A 25,335-nucleotide genomic window follows, 5' to 3' on the forward strand; every position below is an offset into this window, starting at 1 on the left:
GTCCCGCAACGTGTGGCACGCCACGGTCGGAGCAGTACCAGTCCTGGTCTGGTGCGGGGTGTGCTGTCAGCTGGTGCCGATGTCGTAGACCATTTTCTTGCCGTACCCGTAGAGGTTGAAGGGCTGGCTGGTGGCGCCGACCTGGAACTCCACCGTCTCCCCGCTCTTGCGGGTCCCCTCGAAGGTGAGGTGCTGCGGCATGTCGTCACACCAGAATGCCTTGTGCGACCAGCTCTTGGACGAGCCGGCGTAGCGGAGGTTGACCGACTGCGCGGTCGCGGCACCCGCACCGCACCAGGCGTTGAGCTCGCCCTCGACGGTGTAGCCGGTGGGGCCCTTCGGCTTGACGGTGCCGATGAAGTGGACCTCGTAGTTCGGGTGTCCGTAGTAGACGTCGACCTTGCGGGTGACGGCGTGGGCCGGTGCCGCGCTCGTCATGGGCAGTACGAGGGCGGCGAGAGCTGTCACGGCTGTGGCCAGGCGCCGGCCCCGGGAGCGCACGGGCGTGTCGGCATCAGCAGGTGCTTCGAGCATGGAGATCTTGTTCACGCGTGCTCAACGAGCAGGCGACAGCGGTGTTACTGCGGTAGCCCTGTCCGCTTTGCCGCGCGTCTGGACGGCCCTGGGAACCCGTCCGTGGACCAACAGCGGTTTCCGCCCCCGCGCGCGGATTTGGGCGCCTTCGGCCAGAGGTTCTTTCCGGCCGTTCCGTCAGGGGTAGAGCACCTGCTGTTTGCCTGTTGTTCGGGCGGGGGTAGCTCTCGGGGCATGCGTGACTTAGTGCGGGAGCAGTACTACCGGCATCGTGCCCCGGTCTACGACGAGACCAGCTATCGCGGCGACCCCGTGGTGAACGCCGGCCTGGACCGGGAAACCGCCGACATCGGGAAGCTGCTCACCGCGCTGCCCGCGGGCCGGGCGCTCGAGGTGGCGTGCGGGACCGGCGTGTGGACCCAGTTCCTCCGCGGCCCGGTCGTCGCCCTGGACCAGAGCGCGGAGATGCTGGAGCTGACCCGCGCCCGGGTACCCTCGGCGCAGAGGGTGCGGGCCTTGTTCCCGCCCCTGCCGTTCGCCACCGGAGCCTTCGACCGCATCGTCACCGCGAACTTCTACGGGCTGCTGCGGCCCGAGGAGCGGGCCGTGTTCCTCGCCGAGGCCCGCCGCACGGCGCGCGAGCTGATCGTGATCGACCTGCGCAGCGACAGCGAGGCGCACGAGGAGAAGATAGAAGTGCGCTCGGTGGCCGACGCCACGTACCCCATCTACCGGCGCCGGTTCACCCCGCGGAGCCTGTCCTCGGAGCTGAACGGCGAGCTGATGTACGAGGGGCTGTACTTCCTCGCCGTCCGGGTCGTCATGGAGCCAGCGGCGTCTCAAGGGTGATCAGGTGCGACTCGCCGGCCGTCTCCCCGTCGTCGGGGACGGCGAACATACGAAGGACGCGCCCGTCCGTCTCCAGGTGCACCGCGTTGTACGTGACCACGCGGCCGGCCGGTGAGAGCACGGTCACCGGCGCTTCGTGCTCGATGCGGCCGGAGGCGATGTCGACGACGGCGATCCCGCCGAGGCTGAAGACCCCGCCCCCGGCAAGGGGGTACTCCGCGATGCCCGTGCACACCATGTGGCCGCCGCCCGCGCTCACACAGGTCTGGTAGTCGACGAAGTGGCTCTTGTTCTCGACCCGGTGGGTGAGCTTGCCGTCGACCGTGAACGTGAGCAGCCGCCGCGAACCCCAGGTGACGGCGTGCAGCAGGCCGCTGTGGCGGTCGCGCACGATCCCGCCGATGTGGTCGTCGAACCGGAATGCCTCCCGTACCTCCAGGGTGTCGGGGTCCACCTGATAGACGATGGAATGGGAGTCGGGCCGGTACTCCGCCGCCGGCACCCACAGGGATTCACCGTCGAAGTCGATACCACCCGGGTGGTAGATCGTTCCCTCGCCCACGCTCACCCGGCCCAGCTCCGCACCGTCGGCGTCCGTGACGAACACATGGCCCTGGCCTCGGCCGGGGGTTCGGTCGTAGCCGTCGACGGACTTGTCATGGAAGCGGGTCGCTTCGGTGATCTCCGCCGTGGACACGTACAGGCGGTGGTCAGGGCCGCGCGTGATGCCTTGAGGGTGGTGAGCGGGGAAGTCCAGCGGCACCCGCCCGACCACCGTCCAGGGCGTGCTCCGGGTCAGCTGCCGCACCGCCACGACGACGGCTTCGTTCGAGTCGTCACACACACCCGTAGACACTGCGGAATCAGAAAGGCTCATAACCCGGTGAACGAGACCCTCCCCGTCCCGTAACGGTAGCCATGCCCCGCGCACCGGTCCGGCAGGAGCTCATCCTGGAGCTTCAGCGCCCCATAGCTGTGCTTACCGCTTAGAACTGGCCAGCCTCGCCTTTGTCGTTGGTGCAGAGAAGGTTCAAGGTTCGCCCCCGGCACACCACGGAGGCGATCATCGGCGGCATCACCGGCGCCCTGAGCCGACCGCAGATCCTCGTTCTCGGCCGTTACGACGAAGACGACCGGCTGCGCCCCGTGGGCGGGACCGTGCCGCTGGGGCCGGACGCAGCCGGCCAGCTCGCCGGTCACCTACAGCCAGCCGGCCCGGATCTTCCATGGCCCGGCGCCCGCTTCTCCTCCACCTGGGGCAGCCGCGAACCCTTGGACGTCACCCTGGTCGTCCCCGAGGTGGTCGGGGAAGTCGACGCCGACACCGCCATCGACCGCGGGGCCTGGCGCCACCCCATGCGATTCGTCCGGCCGCGCCTGGACGCCCTTGTGGCCGACATGCCCCCATTTGGCTCGGGCACCACCCCTGCGGCCGACTGAAGCCGAAAGGAGCCGGGGTGGCCGTGGGCAGCGTGGAGGTGAAGGGTGGGAGGACTTCGACTGGGTGGTGTGGAGGCTGGAGGTCCAAGACCCATCGCAGCTCGCCGGCGAGGACCCGGACCTCGATGAGCGTACCCACGGACTACGAGTCCTACGACAGCGGAACGCCCTACTACGCCTGGTGGGTGCGCCTGCCCGCGGTCGAGCACGCCCGACGCGGCAAGGACGGCTTGCCGCTGGTCCTGGCTCCGATCCGGGAGTACCTGGACGGCCAGGTGCCCGGCGGTCTGGAGTGGGAGATCAGCCCGGACCGGGAGCTGACGTACGAGCACGCCGCCAGCGCAGCCCTGCGCACTGCCTACACGGACGTGATCAACCCCTTCGAGCAGGCGCTGATGCCGCTGCGTATCGATGGCGCCGCCGACCTGGAGCCGCGGGCCAAGGTCTGGAGGTGGGAGGATCACCTGTTGGTCGGCACGTTCGACCTGTGGTTGTGCAACGACCCGGACGGCCCACAGACCTGGTTGGTGGTCAGTGTCGGACTGTGGACCGAGCCGCAGCTGTTCGACGAAGAGCCCGCCGCCCGTCTCGGTCACTTCGACTTCACCCCGCACCACCCGCTGCTGTTCCTGCCGCGCCCGCCGGGACCTGCGACCTTCACCGCCCGGGTGACCGGGGGCGCCTTCCCTCACAAGAGCACCTCGCGCACGAAGGCCGCCGACACGATCGGCGTGGCCCACCAGCGGACCGCGAACGACCCGGCCGTCCCGGCCGCCCGCGTCAGGCGTGATCTCATGACGCTGCTGCCCGACCTGCCCGACCTGCCGACCTGCCCACCGAGCACTAAGGGAGAGGGACCCGGTGCCGTCGTACGCGAAGGACCCCCGCTGCATCGCCATGGCCGAGATCCTTGTCCCCCTGCTGCGCCGGGCCTGCCCCGATGGCGCCGGCGGGTAGGGCGGCTACTACCAGGTGAACCTGGACGATGAGGAGGCTGTGGGGCTGGGTGGGGTGGAGCTGATCCGGGCCGCGATGCGCAAGGCGGCCAGGCAGCTGGGCTGGTAGGTCACCACCCTCGGGTGGATCGGCACCCGCAACGGCACCATGGTCGCCGTCCAGGACAAGCGCGAGGTACCCGAGCCGTATCGGGCCGTGGTCGATGAGGCGATGAACGACAAGCTGCGCGCGGTGCTCCACAAGGTCTGGGGCGAACCGGGCCCGGCGCCCGTGCAGCGCGGCTCGGTCCCGCTGATGACGCAGGAGTTCCGCGCGGCCGTCCCCCACAGCGGCACCTGACCCGGACGACGCGCTCGACGGGTCCTCCAGCCACTGCTCGACGTTGGTATGGTGCGCGCCCGCTGGCAGCAGCTCGTCCGGATCCGCGCCTGCTGTCTGCCTACCGGGCCGCGCAGCTGGAGCAGTGGCATGACGACGACTTCACCGCGCCCCACGCGACCGTGCTGTTGCCCACCGTGCTGGGGCGCTTCCCCGGAGCCCCGCCCGTCTCTGTGCGGGGACTGTGACCGGCGGTTCGTCACCGACCTCCAGCAAGCCAGGTGGGACGAGCACCAGCATGAAGAGCGGGGCCAGGCCGTGCCCGAGCAGAAGGCCGGCGGATGGCTCTCCCGCTTCCGCCCCGGGCAAGCCCCCTGACCGCCGGGCAAGCCTCCTACCAGCCGCGGGGGCAAGCCCCGGTGGTCGTGGGCAAGCCCCCTCGAACGGGGGCTTGCCCACAGCCGTCACAGCACGCTGAGCTGGGCAAGCCGGGCCGGACATCCCCGCCTCGGCCGGTGGAGGAGGGTGCGGTGCGCAGGTTCGAGACGGGCCGGACGGTCGTAGGGCGCGACGTACACCGCTGCGGCCGGGTGTGGAGCGAGCAGGCGCTGCGGGTCATCGACGACACCGGCGAGGCGCTGGTGACCGCCTGCGCACCGGGGGCCGAAGCCCGCTGGCCCTCCCTGTACGCCAAGGCCCCCGGCAGCAGAAGGATGCTCGGCAGGGGCCTCGCCTGGACGAATCGACCGCTGCTGCGATGTCCCGGGGCTGGTGGGCTCGTTGTACTGGTTGCCTTCCGGCTGTGAGCCGGAAGGCCGGGGTTCCCGCCCCGACTTCTGACAGGTGAGGAGATGCCCATGCACAAGATGATGGTGACCACATTGGTGGCCTTGGCCGTCGCCGCCACTGGACTGGGGCTGCAGGCTCCGGCCAGCGCCAATCCGACCCGCACCCCGGCTGTGTCCGTGCAGAACAATGTCACTCTGACGTATGAGGAGCCGGTGCGCGACGGCCAGGGCCGCATCACCTGGGGATGGTCGCTGAGCAACAACAGTGGCGACGCGGTCGCCGAGGTTGTGCTGACCCACCAGGTGACCCCCACGATGCCGGTGTCCTCCAGCGTGCCCTGTGAAGGCACGGCGGAGAAGATCACCTGCAAGTTCGGTGAGCTGGAGGCCGGTGGAGTACGGATGGGCGAGGTCGTGGGTGAGGGGACTGCGGACCAGATCGAGACTGCTGAAATCCGAGGCGCCGTCACCTGGACAGCCGGTTCCGAACCCGAACCGGCTACCTGAGCCTGGGCGCCGGCGCTGTTCGACCGGCAGCAGGCCTAGGTGCAGTGGCGTTTCGGCGGTGAATGACAGGGCTCGGGGGAGTGAACTGCTGTGTGCCTGATCGGGCTCGGTGCAGCGCAGCACCTCCTGGCACTTCGCGACTGCTTCGGAGACCAGCTGATGAATTGCCCGGCGCAGCGCACCGCAGCCCGTGAACCCCGCATCTCTGACTCGGTTACAACCTGCACACAACGCGAAGCGGGCCTAAGCCTGAGTGGCTATCAGCGGCTCCTCAAGGGAGGAAACACGAGGCGGGGGCAGATCCGGGCTGCTGCCGACATGTTCCGGCTCGGTGCGGGTGAAGGTATCAGTGATCGTGGAGCCGGCGAGAGCAAGTTGCCTGACTCCCTGTAGGTGAAGGAAGGCCAGTGAGTGAGGCTGCGCATCCGCCGGCGCGTATCGCCATTATCGGTGCTGGGGTCTCTGGTTTGTGTCTAGCGTTGAAGCTCAAGGCCGCCCATCACGATGATTTCGTCGTCTACGAGAAAGCGGAGACCATCGGTGGTGTCTGGCGGGACAACTCCTATCCGGGGCTGTCGTGCGACATCCCGTCACGCACGTACTGCTATTCCTTCGCCCCCAACTCTGAGTGGACGTCCTACTTCTCCAGTGGACCGGAAATCCTCCGGTACCTGAATGATGTCGCCGATGCCCACGGGGTTCGGTCCCATCTGCGCGTCGGAGAGGAGGTGACTACTGCGGCGTTTCACGATGGAGCGTGGTCGCTGACCACTGCCAGCGGGACAGTCCACCGGCACGACTTCCTGATCTGTGCGACGGGGGTTCTCGTGCGGCCGAAAGTCCCGGACCTTCCCGGCCTTGACACCTTCGAAGGCGCGGCCTTCCATTCATCCCGCTGGGACCATTCCGTCGACACCGCAGGGCGTCGCATCGCTGTGGTCGGGACAGGCTCCACCGGCGTGCAGATCACCTGCGCGCTGGCCGGGACAGCGAAGCACTTCTTCCTGTTCCAACGCTCGCCGCAGTGGGTGTTTCCCAAGCCGAACAAGGCGTACACGCGGCTGACCAAGTCCGCTCACCGGCACCTTCCCGCTTTCACCCGTCTTGCGGATGGCCTTTGGCGCCGCGCCTTCGAGAAGACCATCAGCACCGCGGTGGTGAAGCGGGGCTGGCAGCGGTGGGTGCTTGCTCAGGGCTGCCGTCTGGCTCTGCTGCAGGTGCGCTCGCCAGAACTGCGCCGGCGCCTCACTCCCGACTATCCGCCGTTGTGCAAGCGGCTGGTCGCCGCCGCGGGTTTCTATCGTGCCGTCCAACGCGCCAACGTCTCCGTGGTCTGCGACTCGATCGAGCGGATCACACCCAACGGCATCGTCACAAAGAACGGCACTGCCTGCGATGTAGACATCATCGTTTTCGCCACCGGCTTTCAGGCCGATGCTTACATGCGGCCCATGACGATCACGGGACTGGATGGCGTCACCCTCGACGACGCGTGGGCCGACGGGCCACGGGGCTACCAGACCGTCGCGCTGCCGGGGTTCCCCAATCTGTTCATGCTCGCGGGTCCCAACAGCCCGTTCTCCAACGAGTCCGTCATGCGCACCGCCGAGACGCAGGCCGACTACATCATGAAATGGATCCGCCTGTTCAACGAGGGGACGGTGCGCTGGGCCGCCCCCACTCAGGAAGCAACGGACTGCTTCAATGCCGCCGTGCGTAGGGCCCTGCCAGGAACCACCTTCTCTGCCGGGTGCGCCTCCTGGTACCAGGACACTCAAGGAGTTCCGGTGGTCTGGCCATGGTCGGTCCGTGCGCACCGTTCCATGCTGGCCCGTGTCGAGTCCGACCACTTCCATATCGAGCCCGGGCCCCGCTCGCCGCGTCGCCCGAGGCCAGGAGACGGACCCGGGCCAAGCACTTTGCCACGATGAGCCCGCGGCGGGGCTCTCGGGTGATGTAGCACGCGCGGCCGTGCCGTGAAGCGGCTCGCGTCGGTTAGGGGATCGCCAAGAAGAGACGGTGGCGGGAGCTCCATGCCAGGAAAATCTGAGCGCACGACTGACGTACGCGCCTCCTATCGTGAGTGTCGCCGGATCGTTCGCGCGGGGCGTCCCACCGAGTACGCGCTCATCCAGCTCATGCCGCCGCAGCTGCGGCCTGCGGGCTGGGCCATGTACGCCGCCTTCTTCACCGCTGATGACCTGATCGACGAAGGGGAGGGCAGTGCGGGAGAGCGTGTCAGGCGGCTGGAGACGTGGGTCCGGGCCTTACGGGCGGACGTGGCGCGCGGTGCGAGCGAGGATTTGGTGCGGCGGGCCCTGGTGGACACGGTGCTGCGCTGGGACGTCCATCTCGAAGCGCTCGAAGGTTCCCTCATCGCGCTGGGCCAGGACGCAGAGGGTCCGGGCCGGGTGGCGACCTGGGCGGATTGGCGTGCGCGGGTCCAGGCGCAGAACACCAGCTGGGTCGGGCAGAGCATGTGGCTGCTGGAGCGGGCTGGGGTTCCTACACCGGGGCGGCTGAAGCAGCTGGCCGGGTTCAGCCGGTTCCTCGACGGCATGTACCTCACCGACACTCTCGCCGACCTCGCGGACGACATCGCCCGCGGCGTAGTGGCTCTTCCGGATGAGCTTCTGGACCTGTTCCCGGGCGCCGAGGCGGACCTGCTGGCGCGCCGCTGGACGCCGCCGGTGCGAGAGCTGCTCGGCCATCTCCTCAGTCAGGCCCGGCGATGGCTGCGCGTCGGCCACAGCGAACTAGGTCATCAGTTCCATCCGGGAGCAAAGATTTTCCTGGAAACCGTGGCCGAGTTCTTCATGGCGAGGCTGAACGCGGTCGAGCAGGGTGGGCGGGCGGTGCTGCGCCGGCCGTCGCATCCCGGCCTGCTGGCGCGATGGCGCATCCTCGGACCGGCCCGCATCAAGTTCTTTCTGCTTCGCCGGCTCGTCCCGGCCCCCGGTGTGCCCGACCTGGCACAGGCTTCCCCGCCGGTGAGCGCCGCACCCGGCAGCACGGCGGAAGCACCCGCCCCCCGGCCGGTGCCCCCGCACACCAGCGGAGCCCGACCACCAGCGCTCGCCCGCACGCACCTTCCCCAGCATGTCGCGATCATCATGGACGGCAACGGGCGCTGGGCCGCCGGTCGCGGACTACCACGCGGCGACGGTCACCAGGCAGGCCTCACGGCACTGTGGGACGTGATCTACGGCGCCCTGGAGATCGGACTGCCCCAGCTGACCGTCTACACCTTCTCCTCAGAGAACTGGAAGCGCCCTGTCGAGGAGGTCTCCCAGCTGTTCCAGACGATCCAGGACGAGCTGGCGGCAGGACGGCTACTGAACTACGACTTGCAACTGCGCTGGATTGGTGACGAGCAGGGCCTGCCCACCGAGCTCGTCCAGCTCCTGCTCGACCACGAACGCGCCACCCGTACCCGCACTGGTCTCGTCCTCAACCTGTGCCTGAACTACGGAGGCCGTATCGAACTCGCCCACGCCACCACCGCGGCGGTCCGTGCCGCCCTTGCCGGCACCCTCGAACCGGAAGCAGCGGTGTCTCCACGTGATTTCGTGCGGTTCCTGCCGTACGCCGGTCTGCCGGACGTCGATCTGCTGTGGCGCACCGGAGGTGAGCGGCGTATCTCCAACTTCCTGCCCTGGCACATCACCTACGCCGAACTCCACTTCACCGACACGCCTTGGCCGGACGTCGACCGCAGGGATCTGTGGTCGGCGGTCACTGAGTACGGCCGGCGCATGCGCCGCTACGGCGCCGCACCGAACCGAGAATCATCGTGACGGGATCCCGTACACGCGCCCTTCACACGCCATTGACCCGGAAGAGCCCCGCATGACCGAAAAGTTGCGCTCTCAGCCCCTCGCCGCTACCGCCGCTCCGCCGATTCTTTTCGGCCGCTTCCTCATCGGCCCGCGTTACATGAAGCGCCGCTTTGCCCGTCACGGCGAAATCGTCCCCAGTTGGGAGCCGGGCGTCGGTAGAGCCGTATGGCTGCGCGACCCGCATCTGATCGAGCAGGTCCTGCGCAGCCCCGCAGCGGAATCCAACACACTCGGCCGCCTCCTGGGACGCGCGCTGGGTTCGACGACAATGCTGAATCAGCTCAGCGGCGAACAGCACCACACCGTACGGCGGCTGATGATCCCCACCATGCGCGGCGACGCCCTCCCCCGCTGCCAAGAAGCCACTGCCGCCGCGGCACAGCGCATGGCAAACGCCTGCCCGCTGGACAAGCCGTTCCGCTTGCTCCCCCTGCTGGCGGCGGCCGTCGCCGAGGCCAACGTCAGAGCGTGCGTCGGCGTCGACGACCCGCACCTGCTGCGAACCTGGGTCAAGACGGTCCTTCGCCTCCGCAAGACCTCTACCCACCCCTTGGTCGTGGCCTACTCACTGGGCGCGCTGCCCTGGAACCCCATGGCCCACTGGGCCCGGCGTGACTGTATCGACCTGGTACGACAGGAAGTCGCACGCCGGCGCCGCGCGGGTGCCGCTCACGACGATGCCTTGGGACACCTGCTGACATCTGCCGGCGAGGAGCTGACCGACGATGTGCTGTGCGATCAGACCGTCTTCTATCTGCTCGCCGGCCAGGTAACCGCCCTTGCCGCGGCCTGGGTCATCGAGCGCGCCGTACGCCAACCACACATCTGGGAACGGCTGACCGCCGAGGCATCAGCGCAGGACAACGACGCCCCCTACACGGACGCAGTCGTCCGCGAAGCACTACGTCTGCGCCCCCCGCTCACGGTCATCCCCTGGCTACTGCACGAACCCTGCGAGATCGGCAGCTACCAGGTACCGGCCGGAACGTACGTCGTGGCCAGCCTTTGGGATCTGCACCGCCACCCTGATCTGTATCCCGACCCAGAGGCGTTCCGACCTGAACGGTTCTTGCAAGTCAGGCCCCCGCGCGGGACCTGGCTGCCCTTTGGCGTGGGTCCACACGCCTGCATCGGCGGCCAGCTGGCCCTACTCCAGGTCAAAGTACTTCTGCACGCGCTCATCGGCCGTGGGCACCTCCTTCCGGCTCTGCGACGGGACGAGGGCATCGGCCACCGTTCAAGCACGGAGACCCACCCCGCCCAGGGGTGCCGCGTCATCCTGCGCCCGCCGTCCCCGCGGAGAAATCGCTGACTTCTCCGCGGTTCACCTGCTCATCGTCAGACCGAGTCGTACCAGCGCTTTCATGACTCTCGCCCGCAGATGAGGCTCCTGGAAAGTGGCTCTGTCCGAAGCCGTCCGCCATGCAGATCAAGTCCATCGGTGCACCGGTGGCAAGGCTCCGCTGCGCTCTCGCTCCCTGTGCCCGGGAAGACCCCAAGCGGCCACAGCGGCCGCGACAAGGACGATGACGCCGGCAACGATCGCGGTCATCGTCATGGCATCGATGAACGCGCTGCGGGCAGCGCCCATCACCACGCTTCGCCCCGGCTCATCCAGGCGCGCGGCATAGGCGGGGAGGGTCGCCAGCCCTCCTTCAGCAATCAACGCCGGCACGTGGGTACCGGCCTGCTGTAGGGAGGCCGTCACATGCGAGGTGAAACCTGCGGCCAGCACGGAGCCCTGGACCGCGACCCCCAACGCTGAACCGATCTGGCGGGTCGCGTCGTTGACCGCTGAACCCAGGCCGGCTCGCTGTGACGGAACGGCACCCATGACCGCCTCGGTGGCTGCCGCGGCCACCATGCCCGATCCCACCCCGGTGATCAGCTGGAACACCGCGCTGCGCGTGTAGCCGGAGGCCGGGTCCGAGCCGGCCAGTACGGTGAAACCGGCAGCAACGATCAGCAGCCCGACGACGATGGGTACCTTCTCACTCCAGCGCGTCACGACAGGTACCGCGATCCCAGCGCCCGCCGCCAGGCCGACCGGCAGGGGAAGCGTACGTACACCGGCCTCCCACGGGCTGTAACCCAGGACGCCCTGCAGGTAGAGAGTGAGTACGTACAAGGCACCGAACATGGCAAATGACATCAGCGCCAATGAGGCGGCACACAGCCCGATACGGGGCACTCCCAGTAGGTACAACGGCAGCATCGGCGCGCGAGCCCGCCACTGATGGACGACAAATGCGGCCATGAGCACCACCGCAACGCCGTAGCCCGTGAGCGTTGCCGTGCTGAGCCAGCCACGGTGCGGGCTTTCGATGATCGCCCACACCAAGGTGAGCAAACTCGATGCCGACAGGACCGCGCCAAGCACGTCAAAACGACCATCGCGCCGCGGACACCGTGACTCCGGCACCACAGCGGCGGCGAGGACGACAGTGACGACAGCCAAAGGCAGGTTGACCCAGAACCCGGCTCGCCAGGAGAACTGCTCCACGAGCCACCCGCCGATGACCGGGCCCGACAAACCTCCCAGGCCACCGACCGCCGCCCAGACGGCGATCGCCCGGCGGCGCAGATGCGGTTCGGGGAACAGGTCGTGGATAACGGCCAGGGTGGCAGGCATCAAAAGGGCTGCACCCGCCCCCATCGCACAACGCGCAGCAATGATCTGCCACGGTGCCGAGGCCAGCGCCCCGAAAACAGAGGCGACAGCGCAGACGCTCACCCCAGAGACGAAAGAACGACGGCGTCCCCATGCGTCCGTGAAAGCACCGACAGCCAGGACCGACCCTCCCAGCACCAGCGCGTAACCGTCGACAATCCACTGCACCTGGGCAGTCGATGCCCCTACCTCACGCTGAACGGCGGGTACAGCGACATTGAGGACAGTCAGGTCCATACCCAGCATGAACAGGCCCAGACACACCACTGCTGCCGCACAGGCCCGCAGCGACACCGGCTGGAGCACGCCGCTCACACCGCCAGCCCCACGACAGACGTGGTTTCGCTCGAGAGTTGACCGACGAGGTCCTCCGCTTGCTCAGGCAGGTACATGTGACCACTGGTGAACAGACGGGCCTCGGCCGCGCCTGTCACCAGGTGATTCCAGGCAAACAAGTCCTCGATGCAGGGGCCGCGATCTTCATCGCCGCCGAACAAAGCGAGCGGAACGTCCATGGGCGGCTCCTTGCGGTGCTGGTAATACAGGAGCACCAGGAGATCAGCCAGGAGAGGTGTACGGACGGCCGCCATCAGACGGCGGTCAGCGAGCAGATGCTCCGGAAGGGGAGCGACAAGGTCGGCAAGCCCGTCCAGGCCCCGCGTCAAACGCTGCGGCAAGGCGGCCCTGTCAGCCAGCACAACCCGCTCCGGCGATGCCCGCGTAAGCCTCGCCCGCAGGCGTGATGGCTGACATGGATCGGCACACCTTTCAGTGAGCGGACTAAAGCCCTCACAACTGGCGTCAGTAGGCGGGAGCGATCCTTACAGCCGACGGCCGTCCCACGCAGCTCAACACTCGCCAGATCATCGACATCACACCCACGTGCTACGTGGGATGGGCAAGCTTCGCAAGCTTGTCCGGCGGATCATGCCGGGTGACCCACCGGCGCTGAACCTGGTCGAGCGGTGGTTCGCCGAACTCACGCAGAAGAAGCTCAAGCGCGGCGTCCACCGCTCCGACGAACCCTCGCACCTGCTTCCGGGACAGAGCCCCGGCTGTCCTCGTAACCCTCTGGGCCTCGTCGATACGCTCAGGCGCCACGGTGTTCCGGCCCGAGCGGCCCGCAATACGGCCATGATCGAAGCCATCGCCGATATCCCACCGATCGTGATGGCAGACCTGTTCGGTATCCAGCCCCACACCGCCAACCGCTGGGCACAGCTGGTCAGCGAAAGCTGGTCCCACTACCTCACCGCCCTCTAGGAGAGAACCCATTGGGGTGGGTGCCCGGGGTCGGCCGGGCAGGCGAAGACGTGCAGGTCCCGGTCCCGGCCGAAGCGGAGCCGGGTCGGTTGGGCAACGGACCGGCCGCCCTGGATCGAGGCCTTCCCCCGCAGGGACGGGTCGCGCTCCTCCCGAGGCACCCAGCTGTGCGAGCCGGCGTCCATCTCGTCGCTGCCGGCGGTCAGTAGCAGTCGCATCGGGGTCGGGCAGGATTCGCAGCTGATGGCTATCGGGCCCGTCGACGCCCAGCTCGGAAAGCCGCCCACCCGCCAGCCGGGCGGGATCGACAGGTCGAACTGGTAGCTGGGGGCCTCAGGGCCGTGTTCCGCGGCCTGGGAGTCGTCCCACGCGTCGATGCGGGCGATCAGAGAGGCAGGCAGCGTGTCGTCCTCCGCCCAGGGATAGGTGTCCACCTCTTCGGGATGCAGGGCACACGGCTCGGGGAGTTCGTGCTCCCATCGCAGCATGGGCACTTCGGGCGGAGCGGCGAGGAAGCGTTCCGCTCGCTCGGTCTCTGCGGCCCGCCGCCACCGCAGGTGAAAACGGCGCTCCAGGTACGGACCCTGATTGAACGGGCAACGGAAGATCTGCACCAGATCCGCACCGTCGGGCCCGGCCGCCAGGGCTGGGATGTCCCGGCGGAAGAACTGGGCGAGGCCTACGAACGGCACCGTTCCGTCTCCCCCGGGCGTTCCGGAGCCCGGCCACGGCTGGCTCCGCGGCCAGACGCCGGCGGCCCGGGCACAGCGGATCTCGTCCGGCTCGTACGGTCCGGTACAGGACGAGGCTGGCCGGCGCCCGAGGGTGCGTCAGTACGGCCGCCGTCTGCTCGGCATGCCGGGACGGTACTGCGGACTCACTCACCGCCCATGCGGCGCGTTCGGCGTCACCGGGGACGTACGCGCCCCCGACCGTCCGGATAAACGGATGGTCGGGGGCGAGCGGGACGGGGCAGGATGCTCCGCATGACATTGCCCACCCCCGAGCTGCACACCGCCCGCCTGCGACTGAGGCCGTTCACCGATGCCGACGCGGCGCCGCTCTACGCGCTGCACAGCAGCGCCAACGTGCTGCGCTACTGGGACTCCCCGCCTTGGACCGAACCGGCCCGCGCCCAGCGCTTCATCGCGACCTGTCGGACGATCGAGGAGGAAGGCACGGGAGCGCGGGTGGCCGTCGACCGCGTCTCCGACGGCGCGTTCATCGGCTGGTGCGGCCTGACCAGCTGGAACCCGGACTTCCGCAGCGCGTCCCTGGGCTACGTCTTCGACGCCGCCGCCTGGGGCCACGGCTACGCCACGGAGACCGCGCACGCCGTCCTGCGGTGGGCGTTCGACACCCTGGACCTGAACCGCGTCCAGGCCGAGACCGACACCCGCAACGTGGCGTCCGCCCGGGTCCTGGAGAAGCTCGGCTTCGTCCGCGAAGGCACCCTCCGCGAGGACTGCGTCGTCAACGGCGACGTCTCCGACTCCTGGGTCTTCGGCCTCCTCCGCCGCGAGTGGCACCCGACGGCCACGCCGACAGCCGGCCGCTAGGACCGAGACCTGCCCGCCTTTCAGTCCGCAACCCCCACCAAGGTCACCGTGGGCCGCTCCGGCGAGCTCAACGTCTTCGCTGGCCCCACCGATCCCGACCATCCGAACCGCTGGAGCATCCAGTAGCTCGTAGGGTCCGCCCGGAGCGGCAACATTCTCATCGGCGTGCGCGGATGCTGTCGCTTCTCGCGAACATCGAACACGCCGCGGCCCGGGTCCCTCCCGAATCACTGAGGACTGGAATCAGAATGAGGTCTCTGTGGCTCGGGAATGACGGTGTGTCAGTTCGCATTGGCGTGGCCCGGAGGCCTGTGGAAGCTGGACTCCGGACCAGTCATCGACCTCGCACTGTCTATCGGCATTGTTCCCTGTGGTCACGACTGTGCCGTTGGCACGCAAACCGAGGGTGTGCGTTGAACCGGCCGCCACGGCGACAATGTCGCACCAATCGCCGACTTCGCACTGTCCGTAGCTGTTGTCTCCTGCTGCGAGGACCCGTCCGGACGCAGTGACCCCGACGGTGTGGTAGCTGCCCGCGCCGAGCGCCACCACGTCTTCCCACTGATCGACCTCGCACGCCCCGGTTCCCCGGTCTCCGGTCGCTACTGCCCGCCCGTCGGCTCTGAGGCCGACGGTATGGAGATACCCGGCCGAAATGGCGGCTAGGTCACGCCACCCTTCAACGGCACACTGCCGTCGTCGGTTGTTCCCCGTGGCCAGCGCAGAACCGTCCGACCGGACGCCGACCGAGTGCCAGTCACCACACGAGAGGACGACCATCTCGCGCCAGGACTGTACGTCGCACTGTCCTTCTGAACTCCGGCCAACTGCTAGCACGCGGCCATTTGCGAGTAGCCCGAGCGTGCGGCGCCAGCCTGCGGCCACGGCCGTGATGTCTCGCCATCCGGCGACATCACATTGCCCATCGCCATTCCACCCCGTTGCCAGAACCGTACCGTCCGACCGAAGTCCCACCGTATGAGACCTGCCCGTGTTCGTCGCGGTATGGACGTTGCCAGCTGCCACCGCGACGACGTCTTTCCATCGCTCGACACGACATTCAGCGGCTGCGGTATTGCCCACGGCGAGAACGGTTCCATCCCAGCGCCGTCCGACCGAATGACGCCTTCCGGCCGCCAGCACCGACGCGTTAGCGAGCATTCCGCCTCCTTGTGCTGGCGCGAGTTCGCGACATGGGATTCCACCCTACTTGGCACTGGAATCAGAGCGGCATCCTCAGTCATCGCCAGCAGATGACGGCACAACCGAGTGTGATCACCGAGTGTGATGAAGGCCTGGTGAATGTCGTCGCGGATCTCCCAGCGGAGGCGTAGGCGGCGGAATCAGTGCAGTAGTGCCATGGCACCTTCCACGACCCAGCGGTGTACGCCGAGTCCGGAGCCGTCCTTCGGTGCCGCGCCGGGCGATGTGCGGGGTGATTTCGAACCGACGGACCTGGTCGCGGTAGCTCTCGTGGTCGTAGCCGCGGTCGGCGTAGAGGCGCTGGGTCACGTCGTTGCGGTTGCCGCCGGTCAGCCTGGCGGCCAGCGGGATGCCGTGGGCCTCGACGATCACGAGCGTCGAGGACGCCCGCTGTTGGACTGTGTGTCGGTCAGGTTCGAGGACGCTCGAACGTGCGCTTGCTGACGCCGGCACCCTGGGCGGCGCCACGCTGCTTACCTTGGCGCCGGGGATGGTTCGTAGGCGGTTCGGGCAGCCAGTCGCGGGCCGGGTCGTACTCAAGCCATCTCCTTCGCCCAGCTTCTCCCGCGCAGGCGGCGGTGAGGCGGTTCAGTCCCGGGTGCCCGTTGCCGGTGCGCCACAGCAGCGACCAGGCGTACAGCGGCGTGGGATCGACCAGAGGGACGGAGCGCAACCCGGGGGCCTCCGGCAGGGGCACATCGGCAGGTACCAGCGAGAAGCGGCGCGGGTCTTCCGCCACCTCGGTGAGGAAGTGGGTGAGCCCTAGGTTGATGCTTGTGGCCGTGTTCTGGATGCCGAATCGGTCGGCGAACCGGTGGAGGAAGTCGAGCCGGTCCAGCGCGCCGGGTGCCCACAGCGTGCTGTCGCGCAATTGGTCCGGTCGCAGCGCCGGTTCGGGTGCGAGTGGATGGTCCGCGCTCAGTACGGCGTCCACCGGTTCGAGGCGGACGAGGCGGTGTGCCAGCCCGGCGCGCAGCGGAGGGTGGGCTCGGCCGAAGGCGGCATCGATCTCGCCGTGCAGCAGTGTCGTCGTCACCGACGGCAGATCGCGCCCGTGCCCCAGAGCCAGTTCCCCGGCCCGTCCGGCAACCTGGGCCAGCCTTCGCATCGGCGCGTAGAGGTGCCCCCAGACGTCTACGCGCAGCGGACGTTCCTTCCCGACTGCCGCCGCGACTGCGGCGTCGGCGGCGGCCACAGTCTGCCGGGCCGGTGCGAGAAAACGCTGTCCGGCCTCGGTGAGGCGTACCCCGTTGCCGCCTCGCTGGAACAGCTTGGTGCCGAGCAGGGATTCCAGCCGCGCGATCCTCTTGGACAGTGCCTGCTGGGAGATCGCGAGTGTCCCGGCGGCCCGTCCGAAGTGCAGTTCCTCGGCGGTGCGCACGAAGGCACGTACGTGCGCCACGTCGAGGTCCATGGCTCCCACCATAGGTGACAACCGAAGGTTGTCGGCTGTGCTTGTTCGTTGTTGGATCGCGGGGCGGCCGCGGGGGTTGCATCCTCCCCATGCAAAGACTGATTCCCACGGGGGCAGCGGCGCGCCCGGTCGCCTTTGCCGAGGTCCCCCAACCCGTACCGGAGCCCGGTGAGGCACTGATCAAAGTCGAGGCGTTCGCCCCGAACCGGGGCGAGACGTTCCTTCTCGAACACCCCCGGCCGGAGCTGCTGCCCGGCAAGGACGTCGCAGGTCTTGTCGTACAGGCGGCAGCTGACGGCTCCGGGCCCGGCATCGGCACCCGTGTGGTCGGGCACCCGGCGCAGGGCGGCTGGGCCGAGTACGCCGCCGTGCCCACGCACTCGCTCGCGGTACTCCCGGACACCATCGACAGCGTACGGGCGGCGGCTCTGCCCCTGGCCGGGATCACTGCCCTGCGGCTGCTGCGTACGGCCGGTTCCCTGGCCGGCCGCCGGGTGCTGCTGACCGGCGCCTCAGGTGGCGTCGGCCACTACGTCACAGAGCTCGCCGTTGGGGCCGGAGCCGAGCTGACCGCCGTGACGGCCACTCCTGAGCGCGGCGAGCGGCTCGCGGAACTGGGTGCGAACGTGGTGCACGAGGTCACGGCGGCTCAGGGGCCGTTCGATGTCGTGCTGGAGTCCACGGGCGGGCCGGATCTGGCACTCGCCCTGTCGAAGGTGCGCCCGGGCGGCATGCTCGTCTGGTTCGGCCAGGCCAGCCGCACCCCGGTGTCCCTCGACTTCTTCCAACTCCTCGGCGGACCCGAGCGCGTCACGATCCAGCACTTCCACTACGCCGGCGCCCCTTACGACTCCGATCTCTCGGCACTGGTGAGCCTCGTGGAACAGGGCCGGCTGCACCCGGAGATCGGCCGCATCTGTGACTGGGCACAGACCGCCAACACCTTGGTCGACCTACGAGAGCGCCGGATATGCGGCAAGGCCGTCCTGTTGACCGGAGGAGCACGATGAACGCCACCGAGTTCGCCGCCGCCCAGTGGACGCGCGCCACCGGTGCGGGCTTGGACCCGCACGAGTACCAACGCGTCACCGAGGGCCTCACCTCCGTCGCCGACTGGGGACCGTCCTTCCTACGCACCGGACACAGCTACCTTCAGCGCGCGGAGAATGCGGGATCATCCCTCTCAGCGGGTGAGTACCTGCTGATGGCGGCCCGGTGGTTCCACCTGGCCACCTTGGCGCCGTACGCGGAAGCACATCGTGCTGCCGTCGAGGCGGATCACGCCTTGAGCCGGGCGCTCACCGTGCTGGAGCCCAGTGCGCGGCGGGTGAGTGGCCAGGGATTCACCGGCTGGCTGCGTGGCCCCGCCGACGCGCCGGGGACCGTGGTCGTCGTCCTCGGCCTGGACTCGGCCAAGGAGGAGTTCCTCGATCTGGTGTCCGCACTGCTGGCCAGGGGTCTGGCGGTGTTCGCGATGGACGGCCCCGGACAGGGCGTGCTCGCGGCCACCACAACCTTCGTGCCGGACTACGAGCGGGTCATAGGCCGGTTCGTCGACGCCCTCGGCGTCGCACGCATCGGGCTCGTCGGCCTGAGTCTGGGCGGCTATTTCGCGGCTCGGGCCGCGGCGCTGGAGCCGCGCGTGGCGGCCGTCGCCACCGTCAGCGGTCCCTTCCGCCTCGATTGGCATGAACTACCCCCGCCGGTACTGGACATCATGGCCCAACGCATCGGAGGAGCCGACGCCGCCCACGAGTTCGTACGCCATGCGGACCTCGCCGCCTTGGCACCCCGCATCGCGGCCCCGCTGCTGGTTGTGGACGGTGGTCAGGATGTCATCCCCGGCGTGACGAACGGCGAGCCCCTGGCCCGTCTGGCGCCGCGCAGCGCCTACCTGTCGTCCCGCACGGCGACCACCTGCTTGGTAACGCGCGGCCCGACTGGCTGCCCCACCTCAGCGACCATCTCACGCACACCCTGATGGGAACACCAGCATGAACCGCTTCACCGGGAAGATCGTTCTCATCACCGGCGGCACCAGCGGCATGGGCTTGGCGACCGCACACCGCCTCGTCGCCGAAGGCGCCCATGTCATCGTCACCAGCCGTACCCGCGCACGGGTGGACTCCGCAGTCCACCAGCTCGGCCCCAACGCTTCGGGGATCGTGGCCGATGCCGCCGACCTCGGCGCGGTGGACGCGCTGATGGAGACCGTCCGGGACCGTCACGGACAGCTGGACAGCCTCTTCGCGAACGCGGGCACCGGCACGTTCCTGCCGTTCCAGAACATCACCGAACCTGACTTCGACCACGGCATCGACGTCAACTTCAAGGGCGTGTTCTTCACCGTCCAAAAGGCACTGCCGCTGCTGGCGGACGGAGGCTCGATCGTCATCAACGCGTCCTGGACCCTCCACCGGGGCAACAGCGTCCTGACCCTCTACTCGGCCACGAAAGCCGCCGTGCACAACCTGGCCCGAACCCTCGCCGCAGCGCTTGGCTGTTGGTGGACTGATGGCTACGGCGGGGCCGACGGAAGCTGTCGGTGGCTGCCCAACGGGCAAGCTCTGCCTGTACTCGGGCAGGAACTACTCGGGGCTCTTCTTCACGATGGCCAGCACTCAGGCGTGCCTGCACATCAATGGTGACGTTCGGTCCTACGTGAACAATCTTCCGGTGCAGGTGCGGATGTACAGGTGGAGCACTAGTGGGTACTGGGAGGAGGCTACAGTCCGTGCGGGGGGCTTCAGCAGCGACACCGGTAACCACCCCTTCTGGGATCGCCCCTGCACGGGCGGCGTGGCTCCCTGAGCGCCTGTCGCGAACTGATCGTTTGAGCGGCGGGACCGGAACTCGCGAAGTGACCCGCATGGGCAGGACTTCTTGATAGCAGCGGAGGCGTCAACGCCCAGCCGCATCAAGAGGTCCTGTCATGCCGTTGCACGCGTCCACGCCCTCCGCTGTCACGCCGGATGAGAAAACTCGCTGTTCATACGTGGCCTGCCGGTTCGGCCACGGCGCCGAGCGCCCCGTACGTCTCCGCTGGTACACCTCGGACATGACGGACGCGGAGTGGCAGGCCATCGAGCCGCTGCCGCCCTGGCCCGCCTGGCTGGACGGCTACGGCGGGCACCCGGAGGAGTACTGCCGCCGCCTGGTCGTCGACGCCCTGTGCTACATCGCGGACAACGGCTGCAAGTGGCGCAACCTGCCCATCGACTACGGCATCCCCTGGAAGACGCTGCACGGGATCTTCACACGCTGGAACCGCGAGGGCTTCACCCTCGCCTTCCACAACGACCTGCGCGAGAAGGTCCGCCGGGCCGAGGGGCGCCGCCGTGACCAGGGGGATCGTTTCCTCGATGGCCGCGGCCGCGTAGGCGGGAGTCTGCGGTCAAACCACGGAGCTGCCCGCCGGCAAGGGTTAGCGAGCGAGGGTCAGGACAAGGGCCAGCGCGGTAGCAGCGGTGAACCAGGTGATCATGACGGCCCGCACGGCGGATGCTGAGTCACCGGTGACCAGCCCGCCCACCCGATGCCACGCAGCGGATACTTGCTGCGCCGTCTCGCCGTGGGCTTCGTCGAAGGACAGCAGGTTGGTGCAGTGAGAGCAGGGCGCTTCGTCGGCGCCGCGCCAGTGGGCGCGGTCCAGTACCGCGTGGTGTGGGGTCCGCATGCTTGCTCCAACCCGCCGATCGGGCCTTGCGTAATGCGCCCGCGCGGTGTCGTCACCCGATCGCTATCTTGCCCATACCCCGGGCATAGGCGAGCCGCATGCGAGATCACGCCCCGGACCCTGTGCCTCCGTAGTGCCGCAGCCGCGCCCAGCCGTCTTTCGGGCATCACCGGAATCACGGGGCCGTCATCGCGTGACACAGAGAGGCGGTCTGCGGTTGGCATCGGGAGGTGGCCCGGTTGCTCGTGGTCGTTGAGCCGGCGGTGGCAGGGTGGGCGGCGACCCGGTGCGGAGCTGCTGAGCCTCGGGGCGCCGTGAGGGTGAGCGCGTTCGCGTGTCGTCGGCTGCAGGACTCGCGTCGTCCTCCGCGGCCCGCCGGGGGAAGAGACGCTCTGGTGCGTCGTCAGTGGCACCCCGGCGGAGGTGTCACCGACCCCGCATACCTGGTGCTGCGGCCTCCGGCACACCGCCGCCGCACTCCAAGCCCGGCCACCGCAGGGGGCATAGGCAGGCAGCGCGCGGGAAGGTCTTCGAGCCGGCCGGGGGGCGCACCAGGGGTGCGCCGAACAACGAGGACGGCGTGGGTAGCCAGCATGGGCGGTGTGTCGATCATGCGAACTACGCGCGTCAACCTGTTCCGGCACCGTTGACGCCCCCGCCCGCCCCGGCGAGACTCCTGGCCCATGCAGCCCCTGCGTGACCGCTCGGTCACCCTCGTCCAGCGCCGGCACGTGGACCTTCTCCGTGTCGCGAGCGCGGCCTGTCGCTGCCCCTGACCAGCCGGCCTTCCCGCTCCACCGGCCACAGCCGCACTCTCCTTCGCCCGCCCGCCAGAGGCGCCGTCCCCGCCTAGCGGGCCCCGGAGGCATGCCTGTACATCCGCACGCCCTTCTGGAGACTCGTATGTCCACGCCCCTGTCCCGCCGCGCCCTCGGCGGGGCCGCCGCCAGTGTCGCCGCCGCGGCCACCCTCGGTGCCACCGCACCCTCCGCGCAGGCGATCCCGACCGAACCGCGGGAGCGCCTCTTCCGCGCCGCGCACCCGCGCCGCCACTCCCGGCGGCCCAACATCCTCTTCATCCTGGGCGACGACCTGGGCTGGGCGGACCTCTCCTCCTACGGCTCCCCGCACATCCGCACCCCCCACCTGGACCGCCTCGCCCGCGGCGGCGTCCGCTTCACCGACGCCTACTCCGGCTCCGCGACCTGCTCGCCCACCCGCTTCAGCCTCTACACCGGCCGCTACCCGGGTCGTACGAAGGGAGGCCTCGCCGAGCCGATCGCCGACAAGTCGGTCGGCCTCGAGCCCACCCACCCCACGCTCGCCTCGCTGCTGCGGGACTCCGGTTACGCCACCGCTCTCATCGGCAAGTGGCACTGCGGATACCTTCCCGACTACTCCCCGACCCGCTCCGGCTGGGACGAGTTCTTCGGCAACTTCGGCGGAGCCCTGGAGTACTACTCCAAGCTCGGCCTCGGCGGCGAGTACGACCTCTACGAGGGCGACGCCGAGTACAAGGACCTGCGCTACTACACCCGGATCCTGACCGAGCGGGCGAGCGAGTACGTCAGCCGCGACCACGAGAGGCCCTGGCTGCTCAACCTCAACTTCACCACCCCGCACTGGCCCTGGATCGCCGACGGCGACGAGGAGACCAGCGCCGAGATCGTCCGCCGGATCAAGGCCGGCGACCGTTCCGCCCTCTGGCACCAGGACGGTGGATCGATCGAGAAGTACAGGGAGATGGTCGAAGGACTCGACCGCTCGATCGGGCAGATCCTCGACGTGCTGAAGCGCTCCGGCCAGGACCAGGACACCCTCGTCTTCTTCGCCAGCGACAACGGCGGGGAGCGCTTCTCCTACAACTGGCCGCTCGCCGGAAACAAGGGCTCCCTCCAGGAGGGCGGCATTCGCGTTCCGTCGATCCTGCGCTGGCCTGCGCGGATCGACGGCGGCCAGGTCAGCGACCTGCCGGTGTTCACGCCCGACTGGACGGCGACCCTCCTCGACCTGGCCGGCGCCCGTCCCCACCCGGCGTACCCCCTCGACGGCATCAGCCTCGCCGGGCACCTGCTCCATGGCGCCGAGGTGCCCGAGAGAGACCTCTTCTGGCGAGTGCGGGGCGAGCGGGCACTGCGCCGCGGCGACTGGAAGTACTACCGCGGCAAGTCCGGCCGGGACCAGCTCTTCCACCTGTCCGAGGACACCCGCGAGCAGGCGGACCGAGCACCCTTCGAACAGGCACGGCTCTCCGAGCTACGGGCCGCCTGGGAGCGCATCGACGCGGGGCTCCTTCGCTACTGAGCGCCGTCGGTGCGCGCGGTGAGCCCGGCCCCCTGGAGCCGTCGTTCAGATCGAGGGTGGGAGCGCAGATCGCCGGGCTTGCGCTCCCCTCGCCGTCCCGCGCCGTGCGTGACCGACGACGGGTGCCGGTGAGGGGAGGCGCGGCCGCCACCGGCCCTGGCGGCCGATGACGGTCCGTCTGTTCCACCCTCGGACACGCGTCATCATGGCGACGTGGACAGCACGCGGGCGCCGACGCCCGTATGCGATCTGGTCGGGGCACGCATGATGCGCCGGCTGGTGCGCGACGGCGGCGACCGCGGCGATGACGATGGCCGTCAGGTCCATCGCATGCCGATGGCGGAGAGTTGTTCGATGCGATCCGGCGACAGCGTTGCTGCCCTGCTCCGCTGTTTCCCGATCCACGCGCCAAGCCGAAGCTCCCGCACCTCCCGGTCCTCGGCGCTGCCACCGGTCCCGTCGCCACCGATGACGATCCGCTCGATGTGCTTGCGCGGCACCCGAAGGGGTCCTTCGCGCTCGTAGTACTGCTTGGCGGCGGTGAGGTGCATTTGTTGGCCTGCGTACGGCGCGGGGTCAGCTTCTCGGCCTCGGCCGCGGGCTCGATCCCGAGGACGTGTTCGCACATCCATTGCTGGACGGTGGGAGGGCGAAGCCGGTCCGGCCGATCATCTGGCGCTTGAGCATCTTGATTCGGTTGACGTGTCATTGCGACGACGCCGGAGCTCCAGGGCAGGGTGAGCCCGGCGATGACGGCATCGCGGTCACGCTCGATGCCTGCGGCGGGGGTGTGGAGGCCGGGGAGGTCCCGGCTCGGCCTCGGCAGGTCGCGCGAGCGACCGGACCGGGTGTGGGCAGACGAGGGGTACGACTCCCGCAGTAGCCGTTCCTACCTGTGCCTCCCGCAGTTCGGAAACTGGATACGCTTTCGCAGCTGGCCTGTGCGCTGGCCCTCAGCCGGGAAGAGCCCGGGACGAATCAGGGGGATGAGATGACCACCACGAAAACCTCAAGGACGGCAGCGTCCGGGTCCGTCCGGACGCCGGGCAACCCTGTCGCCCTCTTTAGCGACGAGGCGTCCGCAGTGACGAAGGCTTTGCCCGGCGCGGCCCGGCACCTGCCGCGGCCTTTGGACAGCCTGACCTGGCAGGAGCCCCCCGCCTTGGAGGACGGGGACGACGACGCGCGGTAACCGTACGGTAGGGGCCGGCCGCCTCTCACTTAACGGCTGATTCGACCGGGCGCCGGAACAGCACTGCATCAACAACGACGACTGGCTGCCCGAATGGGTGTTCACCGACGCCCCTTCGGGCTCAGCGGCCCCTCCCCACAGCCGCTGTTGAACTTCCTCGCCGAAATGCTCCATCCCGTGGTGCGGCGTGACCCGGCTGAAGTCAAACGCCTGGCCGAGAAGCTCAACGGCATCCTTACCAAGGACGGCTTCGAGCTCTACCCGACCGGATACATCAGCGGGCTGCCGGTCTACGCCGGCGGCCCCCGCGCGTCCTTCCACGGCGCCCGACCGGACTTGAAGTTCGAAGCACGCCCCTTGCTGACCAACCCCCGTGTGCTCCACGAACACCAAGAGCGCATCAGGGCTGGCCTGGAACGCGACCCGGCCGCAGCGATCGCCTCCTGCAAAGAACTCGTCGAAAGCCTCTGCAAGATCATCCTGGAACACCAGGACATCGAGTTCCCGCCCGGAGAAGACCTGCCACCGCTGTTCAAGCGCGTCACGACGCTGCTGGGCCTGAACGCCGACGCCGTCGCCGACCACGCCAAGGCCAGCGCCACGGTGGTCAAGATCCTGCGCACCCTCACCACGACAGTGCAGGGCTTTGCCGAGCTGCGTAACCAGCTCGGACTCGGCCACGGGCGAACCGCACCGAGCCCGGCACTTACCCGCCACGCCCGGCTGGCTCTGAACAGCACGGTGACCGTGACGGAGTTCGTGCTCGACACTTGGCAGGATCGCATCGAGCGAGGCAAACTCCCGCCTCGTTCTCAATAGCG

Annotated in this window: 27 protein-coding genes and 1 pseudogene; 19 read left to right on the plus strand and 9 right to left on the minus strand. The window is 68.7% G+C overall.

Annotated features, from left to right (window positions below; all coding sequences use genetic code 11):
* Positions 1 to 66: 66 nt before the first annotated feature.
* On the minus strand, positions 67 to 549 hold the full coding sequence (locus ACF06X_RS32995; RefSeq protein WP_392290995.1) for a hypothetical protein: 483 nt from the start codon (positions 547 to 549) through the stop codon (positions 67 to 69).
* A 219-nt stretch (positions 550 to 768) separates the two neighbouring features.
* Here ACF06X_RS32995 and ACF06X_RS33000 point away from each other — a divergent pair, with 219 nt between their 5' ends.
* A complete protein-coding gene (locus tag ACF06X_RS33000; RefSeq protein WP_392290996.1) occupies positions 769 to 1,383 on the plus strand; it encodes a class I SAM-dependent methyltransferase in 615 nt (204 codons plus the stop codon).
* On the opposite strand, the gene ACF06X_RS33005 is transcribed toward ACF06X_RS33000, so the two are convergent.
* Positions 1,355 to 2,227 carry a DUF6454 family protein gene (locus ACF06X_RS33005; RefSeq protein WP_392290997.1) on the minus strand — a complete coding sequence of 291 codons (873 nt, stop codon included), beginning with the start codon at positions 2,225 to 2,227 and terminating at the stop codon, positions 1,355 to 1,357. The genes ACF06X_RS33000 and ACF06X_RS33005 overlap by 29 nt on opposite strands.
* Positions 2,228 to 2,397: 170 nt before the next feature.
* On the opposite strand from ACF06X_RS33005, the gene ACF06X_RS33010 reads away from it, so the two are divergent.
* The 8 genes from ACF06X_RS33010 (at position 2,398) to ACF06X_RS33045 (ending at position 10,544) form a co-directional block, all read left to right on the plus strand.
* The gene (locus ACF06X_RS33010) at positions 2,398 to 2,823 is read left to right on the plus strand and encodes a hypothetical protein (RefSeq protein ID WP_392290998.1); all 426 of its coding nucleotides are present in this window, start codon (positions 2,398 to 2,400) and stop codon (positions 2,821 to 2,823) included.
* Between the two features lie 125 nt (positions 2,824 to 2,948).
* Positions 2,949 to 3,812: a hypothetical protein gene (locus ACF06X_RS33015; RefSeq protein WP_392290999.1), complete on the plus strand. Its 864-nt coding sequence runs from the start codon at positions 2,949 to 2,951 to the stop codon at positions 3,810 to 3,812.
* Between the two features lie 115 nt (positions 3,813 to 3,927).
* Complete coding sequence (locus tag ACF06X_RS33020) at positions 3,928 to 4,119, plus strand: hypothetical protein (protein ID WP_392291000.1); 192 nt, start codon at positions 3,928 to 3,930, stop codon at positions 4,117 to 4,119.
* A gap of 509 nt (positions 4,120 to 4,628) precedes the next feature.
* Entirely contained in the window at positions 4,629 to 4,904 is a 276-nt protein-coding gene (locus ACF06X_RS33025) for a hypothetical protein (RefSeq protein ID WP_392291001.1), read from the plus strand.
* A gap of 51 nt (positions 4,905 to 4,955) precedes the next feature.
* The gene (locus ACF06X_RS33030; RefSeq protein ID WP_392291002.1) at positions 4,956 to 5,393 is read left to right on the plus strand and encodes a hypothetical protein; all 438 of its coding nucleotides are present in this window, start codon (positions 4,956 to 4,958) and stop codon (positions 5,391 to 5,393) included.
* Positions 5,394 to 5,800: 407 nt separating this feature from the next.
* On the plus strand, positions 5,801 to 7,324 hold the full coding sequence (locus ACF06X_RS33035; protein WP_392291003.1) for a flavin-containing monooxygenase: 1,524 nt from the start codon (positions 5,801 to 5,803) through the stop codon (positions 7,322 to 7,324).
* Positions 7,325 to 7,369: 45 nt separating this feature from the next.
* Positions 7,370 to 9,190 carry a polyprenyl diphosphate synthase gene (gene uppS, locus ACF06X_RS33040; RefSeq protein ID WP_392291004.1) on the plus strand — a complete coding sequence of 607 codons (1,821 nt, stop codon included), beginning with the start codon at positions 7,370 to 7,372 and terminating at the stop codon, positions 9,188 to 9,190.
* Between the two features lie 52 nt (positions 9,191 to 9,242).
* Positions 9,243 to 10,544, plus strand: a complete 1,302-nt coding sequence (locus ACF06X_RS33045; RefSeq protein WP_392291005.1) for a cytochrome P450 — start codon at positions 9,243 to 9,245, stop codon at positions 10,542 to 10,544.
* A 117-nt stretch (positions 10,545 to 10,661) separates the two neighbouring features.
* Here the strand turns inward: ACF06X_RS33045 and ACF06X_RS33050 are convergent, their stop codons facing one another.
* Both ACF06X_RS33050 and ACF06X_RS33055 read right to left on the minus strand, forming a co-directional pair.
* Positions 10,662 to 12,218, minus strand: coding sequence for an MFS transporter (locus tag ACF06X_RS33050; RefSeq protein ID WP_392291006.1), 1,557 nt, complete (start codon positions 12,216 to 12,218; stop codon positions 10,662 to 10,664).
* Positions 12,215 to 12,601, minus strand: a complete 387-nt coding sequence (locus ACF06X_RS33055) for a hypothetical protein (RefSeq protein WP_392291007.1) — start codon at positions 12,599 to 12,601, stop codon at positions 12,215 to 12,217. The genes ACF06X_RS33050 and ACF06X_RS33055 overlap by 4 nt, the downstream gene beginning before the upstream one ends.
* A 196-nt stretch (positions 12,602 to 12,797) precedes the next feature.
* On the opposite strand from ACF06X_RS33055, the gene ACF06X_RS33060 reads away from it, so the two are divergent.
* On the plus strand, positions 12,798 to 13,166 hold the full coding sequence (locus ACF06X_RS33060; RefSeq protein WP_392291008.1) for a hypothetical protein: 369 nt from the start codon (positions 12,798 to 12,800) through the stop codon (positions 13,164 to 13,166).
* Here ACF06X_RS33060 and ACF06X_RS33065 read toward each other — a convergent pair.
* Positions 13,163 to 13,858: a hypothetical protein gene (locus tag ACF06X_RS33065; RefSeq protein WP_392291009.1), complete on the minus strand. Its 696-nt coding sequence runs from the start codon at positions 13,856 to 13,858 to the stop codon at positions 13,163 to 13,165. The two genes, ACF06X_RS33060 and ACF06X_RS33065, sit on opposite strands and share 4 nt — an antisense overlap.
* 294 nt (positions 13,859 to 14,152) lie before the next feature.
* Between ACF06X_RS33065 and ACF06X_RS33070 the strand changes: the two genes are divergently transcribed.
* Complete coding sequence (locus ACF06X_RS33070) at positions 14,153 to 14,725, plus strand: GNAT family N-acetyltransferase (protein ID WP_392291010.1); 573 nt, start codon at positions 14,153 to 14,155, stop codon at positions 14,723 to 14,725.
* A 243-nt stretch (positions 14,726 to 14,968) separates the two neighbouring features.
* On the opposite strand, the gene ACF06X_RS33075 is transcribed toward ACF06X_RS33070, so the two are convergent.
* The 3 genes and pseudogenes from ACF06X_RS33075 to ACF06X_RS33085 all read right to left on the minus strand — a co-directional run bounded on the left by ACF06X_RS33075 (position 14,969) and on the right by ACF06X_RS33085 (position 17,342).
* On the minus strand, positions 14,969 to 15,886 hold the full coding sequence (locus tag ACF06X_RS33075) for an RCC1 domain-containing protein (protein WP_392291011.1): 918 nt from the start codon (positions 15,884 to 15,886) through the stop codon (positions 14,969 to 14,971).
* Positions 15,887 to 16,005: 119 nt separating this feature from the next.
* Positions 16,006 to 16,225: pseudogene (locus ACF06X_RS33080) on the minus strand (transposase); the annotation flags it as partial.
* Between the two features lie 112 nt (positions 16,226 to 16,337).
* Positions 16,338 to 17,342: a LysR family transcriptional regulator gene (locus ACF06X_RS33085; protein ID WP_392291012.1), complete on the minus strand. Its 1,005-nt coding sequence runs from the start codon at positions 17,340 to 17,342 to the stop codon at positions 16,338 to 16,340.
* 89 nt (positions 17,343 to 17,431) lie between these two features.
* On the opposite strand from ACF06X_RS33085, the gene ACF06X_RS33090 reads away from it, so the two are divergent.
* The 7 genes from ACF06X_RS33090 (at position 17,432) to ACF06X_RS33120 (ending at position 23,322) form a co-directional block, all read left to right on the plus strand.
* Positions 17,432 to 18,352: a zinc-binding dehydrogenase gene (locus ACF06X_RS33090; RefSeq protein WP_392291013.1), complete on the plus strand. Its 921-nt coding sequence runs from the start codon at positions 17,432 to 17,434 to the stop codon at positions 18,350 to 18,352.
* Positions 18,349 to 19,323 carry an alpha/beta hydrolase family protein gene (locus tag ACF06X_RS33095; RefSeq protein ID WP_392291014.1) on the plus strand — a complete coding sequence of 325 codons (975 nt, stop codon included), beginning with the start codon at positions 18,349 to 18,351 and terminating at the stop codon, positions 19,321 to 19,323. The genes ACF06X_RS33090 and ACF06X_RS33095 overlap by 4 nt, the downstream gene beginning before the upstream one ends.
* Positions 19,324 to 19,336: 13 nt before the next feature.
* Complete coding sequence (locus tag ACF06X_RS33100; RefSeq protein WP_392291015.1) at positions 19,337 to 19,990, plus strand: SDR family NAD(P)-dependent oxidoreductase; 654 nt, start codon at positions 19,337 to 19,339, stop codon at positions 19,988 to 19,990.
* On the plus strand, positions 19,914 to 20,153 hold the full coding sequence (locus ACF06X_RS33105; protein WP_392291030.1) for a peptidase inhibitor family I36 protein: 240 nt from the start codon (positions 19,914 to 19,916) through the stop codon (positions 20,151 to 20,153). Before ACF06X_RS33100 ends, ACF06X_RS33105 begins: the two co-directional genes overlap by 77 nt.
* Positions 20,154 to 20,400: 247 nt before the next feature.
* Positions 20,401 to 20,850 carry a transposase gene (locus ACF06X_RS33110; protein WP_392291016.1) on the plus strand — a complete coding sequence of 150 codons (450 nt, stop codon included), beginning with the start codon at positions 20,401 to 20,403 and terminating at the stop codon, positions 20,848 to 20,850.
* 851 nt (positions 20,851 to 21,701) lie between these two features.
* A complete protein-coding gene (locus ACF06X_RS33115; RefSeq protein ID WP_392291017.1) occupies positions 21,702 to 21,794 on the plus strand; it encodes a putative leader peptide in 93 nt (30 codons plus the stop codon).
* 127 nt (positions 21,795 to 21,921) lie between these two features.
* Positions 21,922 to 23,322 carry a sulfatase gene (locus tag ACF06X_RS33120; protein ID WP_392291018.1) on the plus strand — a complete coding sequence of 467 codons (1,401 nt, stop codon included), beginning with the start codon at positions 21,922 to 21,924 and terminating at the stop codon, positions 23,320 to 23,322.
* 317 nt (positions 23,323 to 23,639) lie between these two features.
* Here the strand turns inward: ACF06X_RS33120 and ACF06X_RS33125 are convergent, their stop codons facing one another.
* Complete coding sequence (locus ACF06X_RS33125; protein WP_392291019.1) at positions 23,640 to 23,873, minus strand: helicase associated domain-containing protein; 234 nt, start codon at positions 23,871 to 23,873, stop codon at positions 23,640 to 23,642.
* A 734-nt stretch (positions 23,874 to 24,607) separates the two neighbouring features.
* Between ACF06X_RS33125 and ACF06X_RS33130 the strand changes: the two genes are divergently transcribed.
* Complete coding sequence (locus ACF06X_RS33130; RefSeq protein ID WP_392291020.1) at positions 24,608 to 25,333, plus strand: abortive infection family protein; 726 nt, start codon at positions 24,608 to 24,610, stop codon at positions 25,331 to 25,333.
* The last annotated feature ends 2 nt before the right edge of the window (positions 25,334 to 25,335 follow it).

It is taken from the genome of Streptomyces sp. NPDC015346 (assembly GCF_043078785.1).
Lineage (GTDB): Bacteria > Actinomycetota > Actinomycetes > Streptomycetales > Streptomycetaceae > Streptomyces.

Excerpts from the sequence above, each read along its gene's own strand:
- ACF06X_RS33000 (WP_392290996.1), top strand. The coding sequence starts at position 769 with ATGCGTGACTTAGTGCGGGAGCAGTACTACCGGCATCGTGCCCCGGTC.
- ACF06X_RS33015 (WP_392290999.1), top strand. The coding sequence starts at position 2,949 with ATGAGCGTACCCACGGACTACGAGTCCTACGACAGCGGAACGCCCTAC.
- ACF06X_RS33020 (WP_392291000.1), top strand. The coding sequence starts at position 3,928 with ATGGTCGCCGTCCAGGACAAGCGCGAGGTACCCGAGCCGTATCGGGCC.
- ACF06X_RS33030 (WP_392291002.1), top strand. The coding sequence starts at position 4,956 with ATGCACAAGATGATGGTGACCACATTGGTGGCCTTGGCCGTCGCCGCC.
- ACF06X_RS33045 (WP_392291005.1), top strand. The coding sequence starts at position 9,243 with ATGACCGAAAAGTTGCGCTCTCAGCCCCTCGCCGCTACCGCCGCTCCG.
- ACF06X_RS33060 (WP_392291008.1), top strand. The coding sequence starts at position 12,798 with ATGGGCAAGCTTCGCAAGCTTGTCCGGCGGATCATGCCGGGTGACCCA.
- ACF06X_RS33070 (WP_392291010.1), top strand. The coding sequence starts at position 14,153 with ATGACATTGCCCACCCCCGAGCTGCACACCGCCCGCCTGCGACTGAGG.
- ACF06X_RS33075 (WP_392291011.1), bottom strand. The coding sequence starts at position 15,886 with ATGCTCGCTAACGCGTCGGTGCTGGCGGCCGGAAGGCGTCATTCGGTC.
- ACF06X_RS33085 (WP_392291012.1), bottom strand. The coding sequence starts at position 17,342 with ATGGACCTCGACGTGGCGCACGTACGTGCCTTCGTGCGCACCGCCGAG.
- ACF06X_RS33090 (WP_392291013.1), top strand. The coding sequence starts at position 17,432 with ATGCAAAGACTGATTCCCACGGGGGCAGCGGCGCGCCCGGTCGCCTTT.
- ACF06X_RS33095 (WP_392291014.1), top strand. The coding sequence starts at position 18,349 with ATGAACGCCACCGAGTTCGCCGCCGCCCAGTGGACGCGCGCCACCGGT.
- ACF06X_RS33100 (WP_392291015.1), top strand. The coding sequence starts at position 19,337 with ATGAACCGCTTCACCGGGAAGATCGTTCTCATCACCGGCGGCACCAGC.
- ACF06X_RS33110 (WP_392291016.1), top strand. The coding sequence starts at position 20,401 with ATGACGGACGCGGAGTGGCAGGCCATCGAGCCGCTGCCGCCCTGGCCC.
- ACF06X_RS33115 (WP_392291017.1), top strand. The coding sequence starts at position 21,702 with ATGCAGCCCCTGCGTGACCGCTCGGTCACCCTCGTCCAGCGCCGGCAC.
- ACF06X_RS33120 (WP_392291018.1), top strand. The coding sequence starts at position 21,922 with ATGTCCACGCCCCTGTCCCGCCGCGCCCTCGGCGGGGCCGCCGCCAGT.
- ACF06X_RS33125 (WP_392291019.1), bottom strand. The coding sequence starts at position 23,873 with ATGCACCTCACCGCCGCCAAGCAGTACTACGAGCGCGAAGGACCCCTT.
- ACF06X_RS33130 (WP_392291020.1), top strand. The coding sequence starts at position 24,608 with ATGGGTGTTCACCGACGCCCCTTCGGGCTCAGCGGCCCCTCCCCACAG.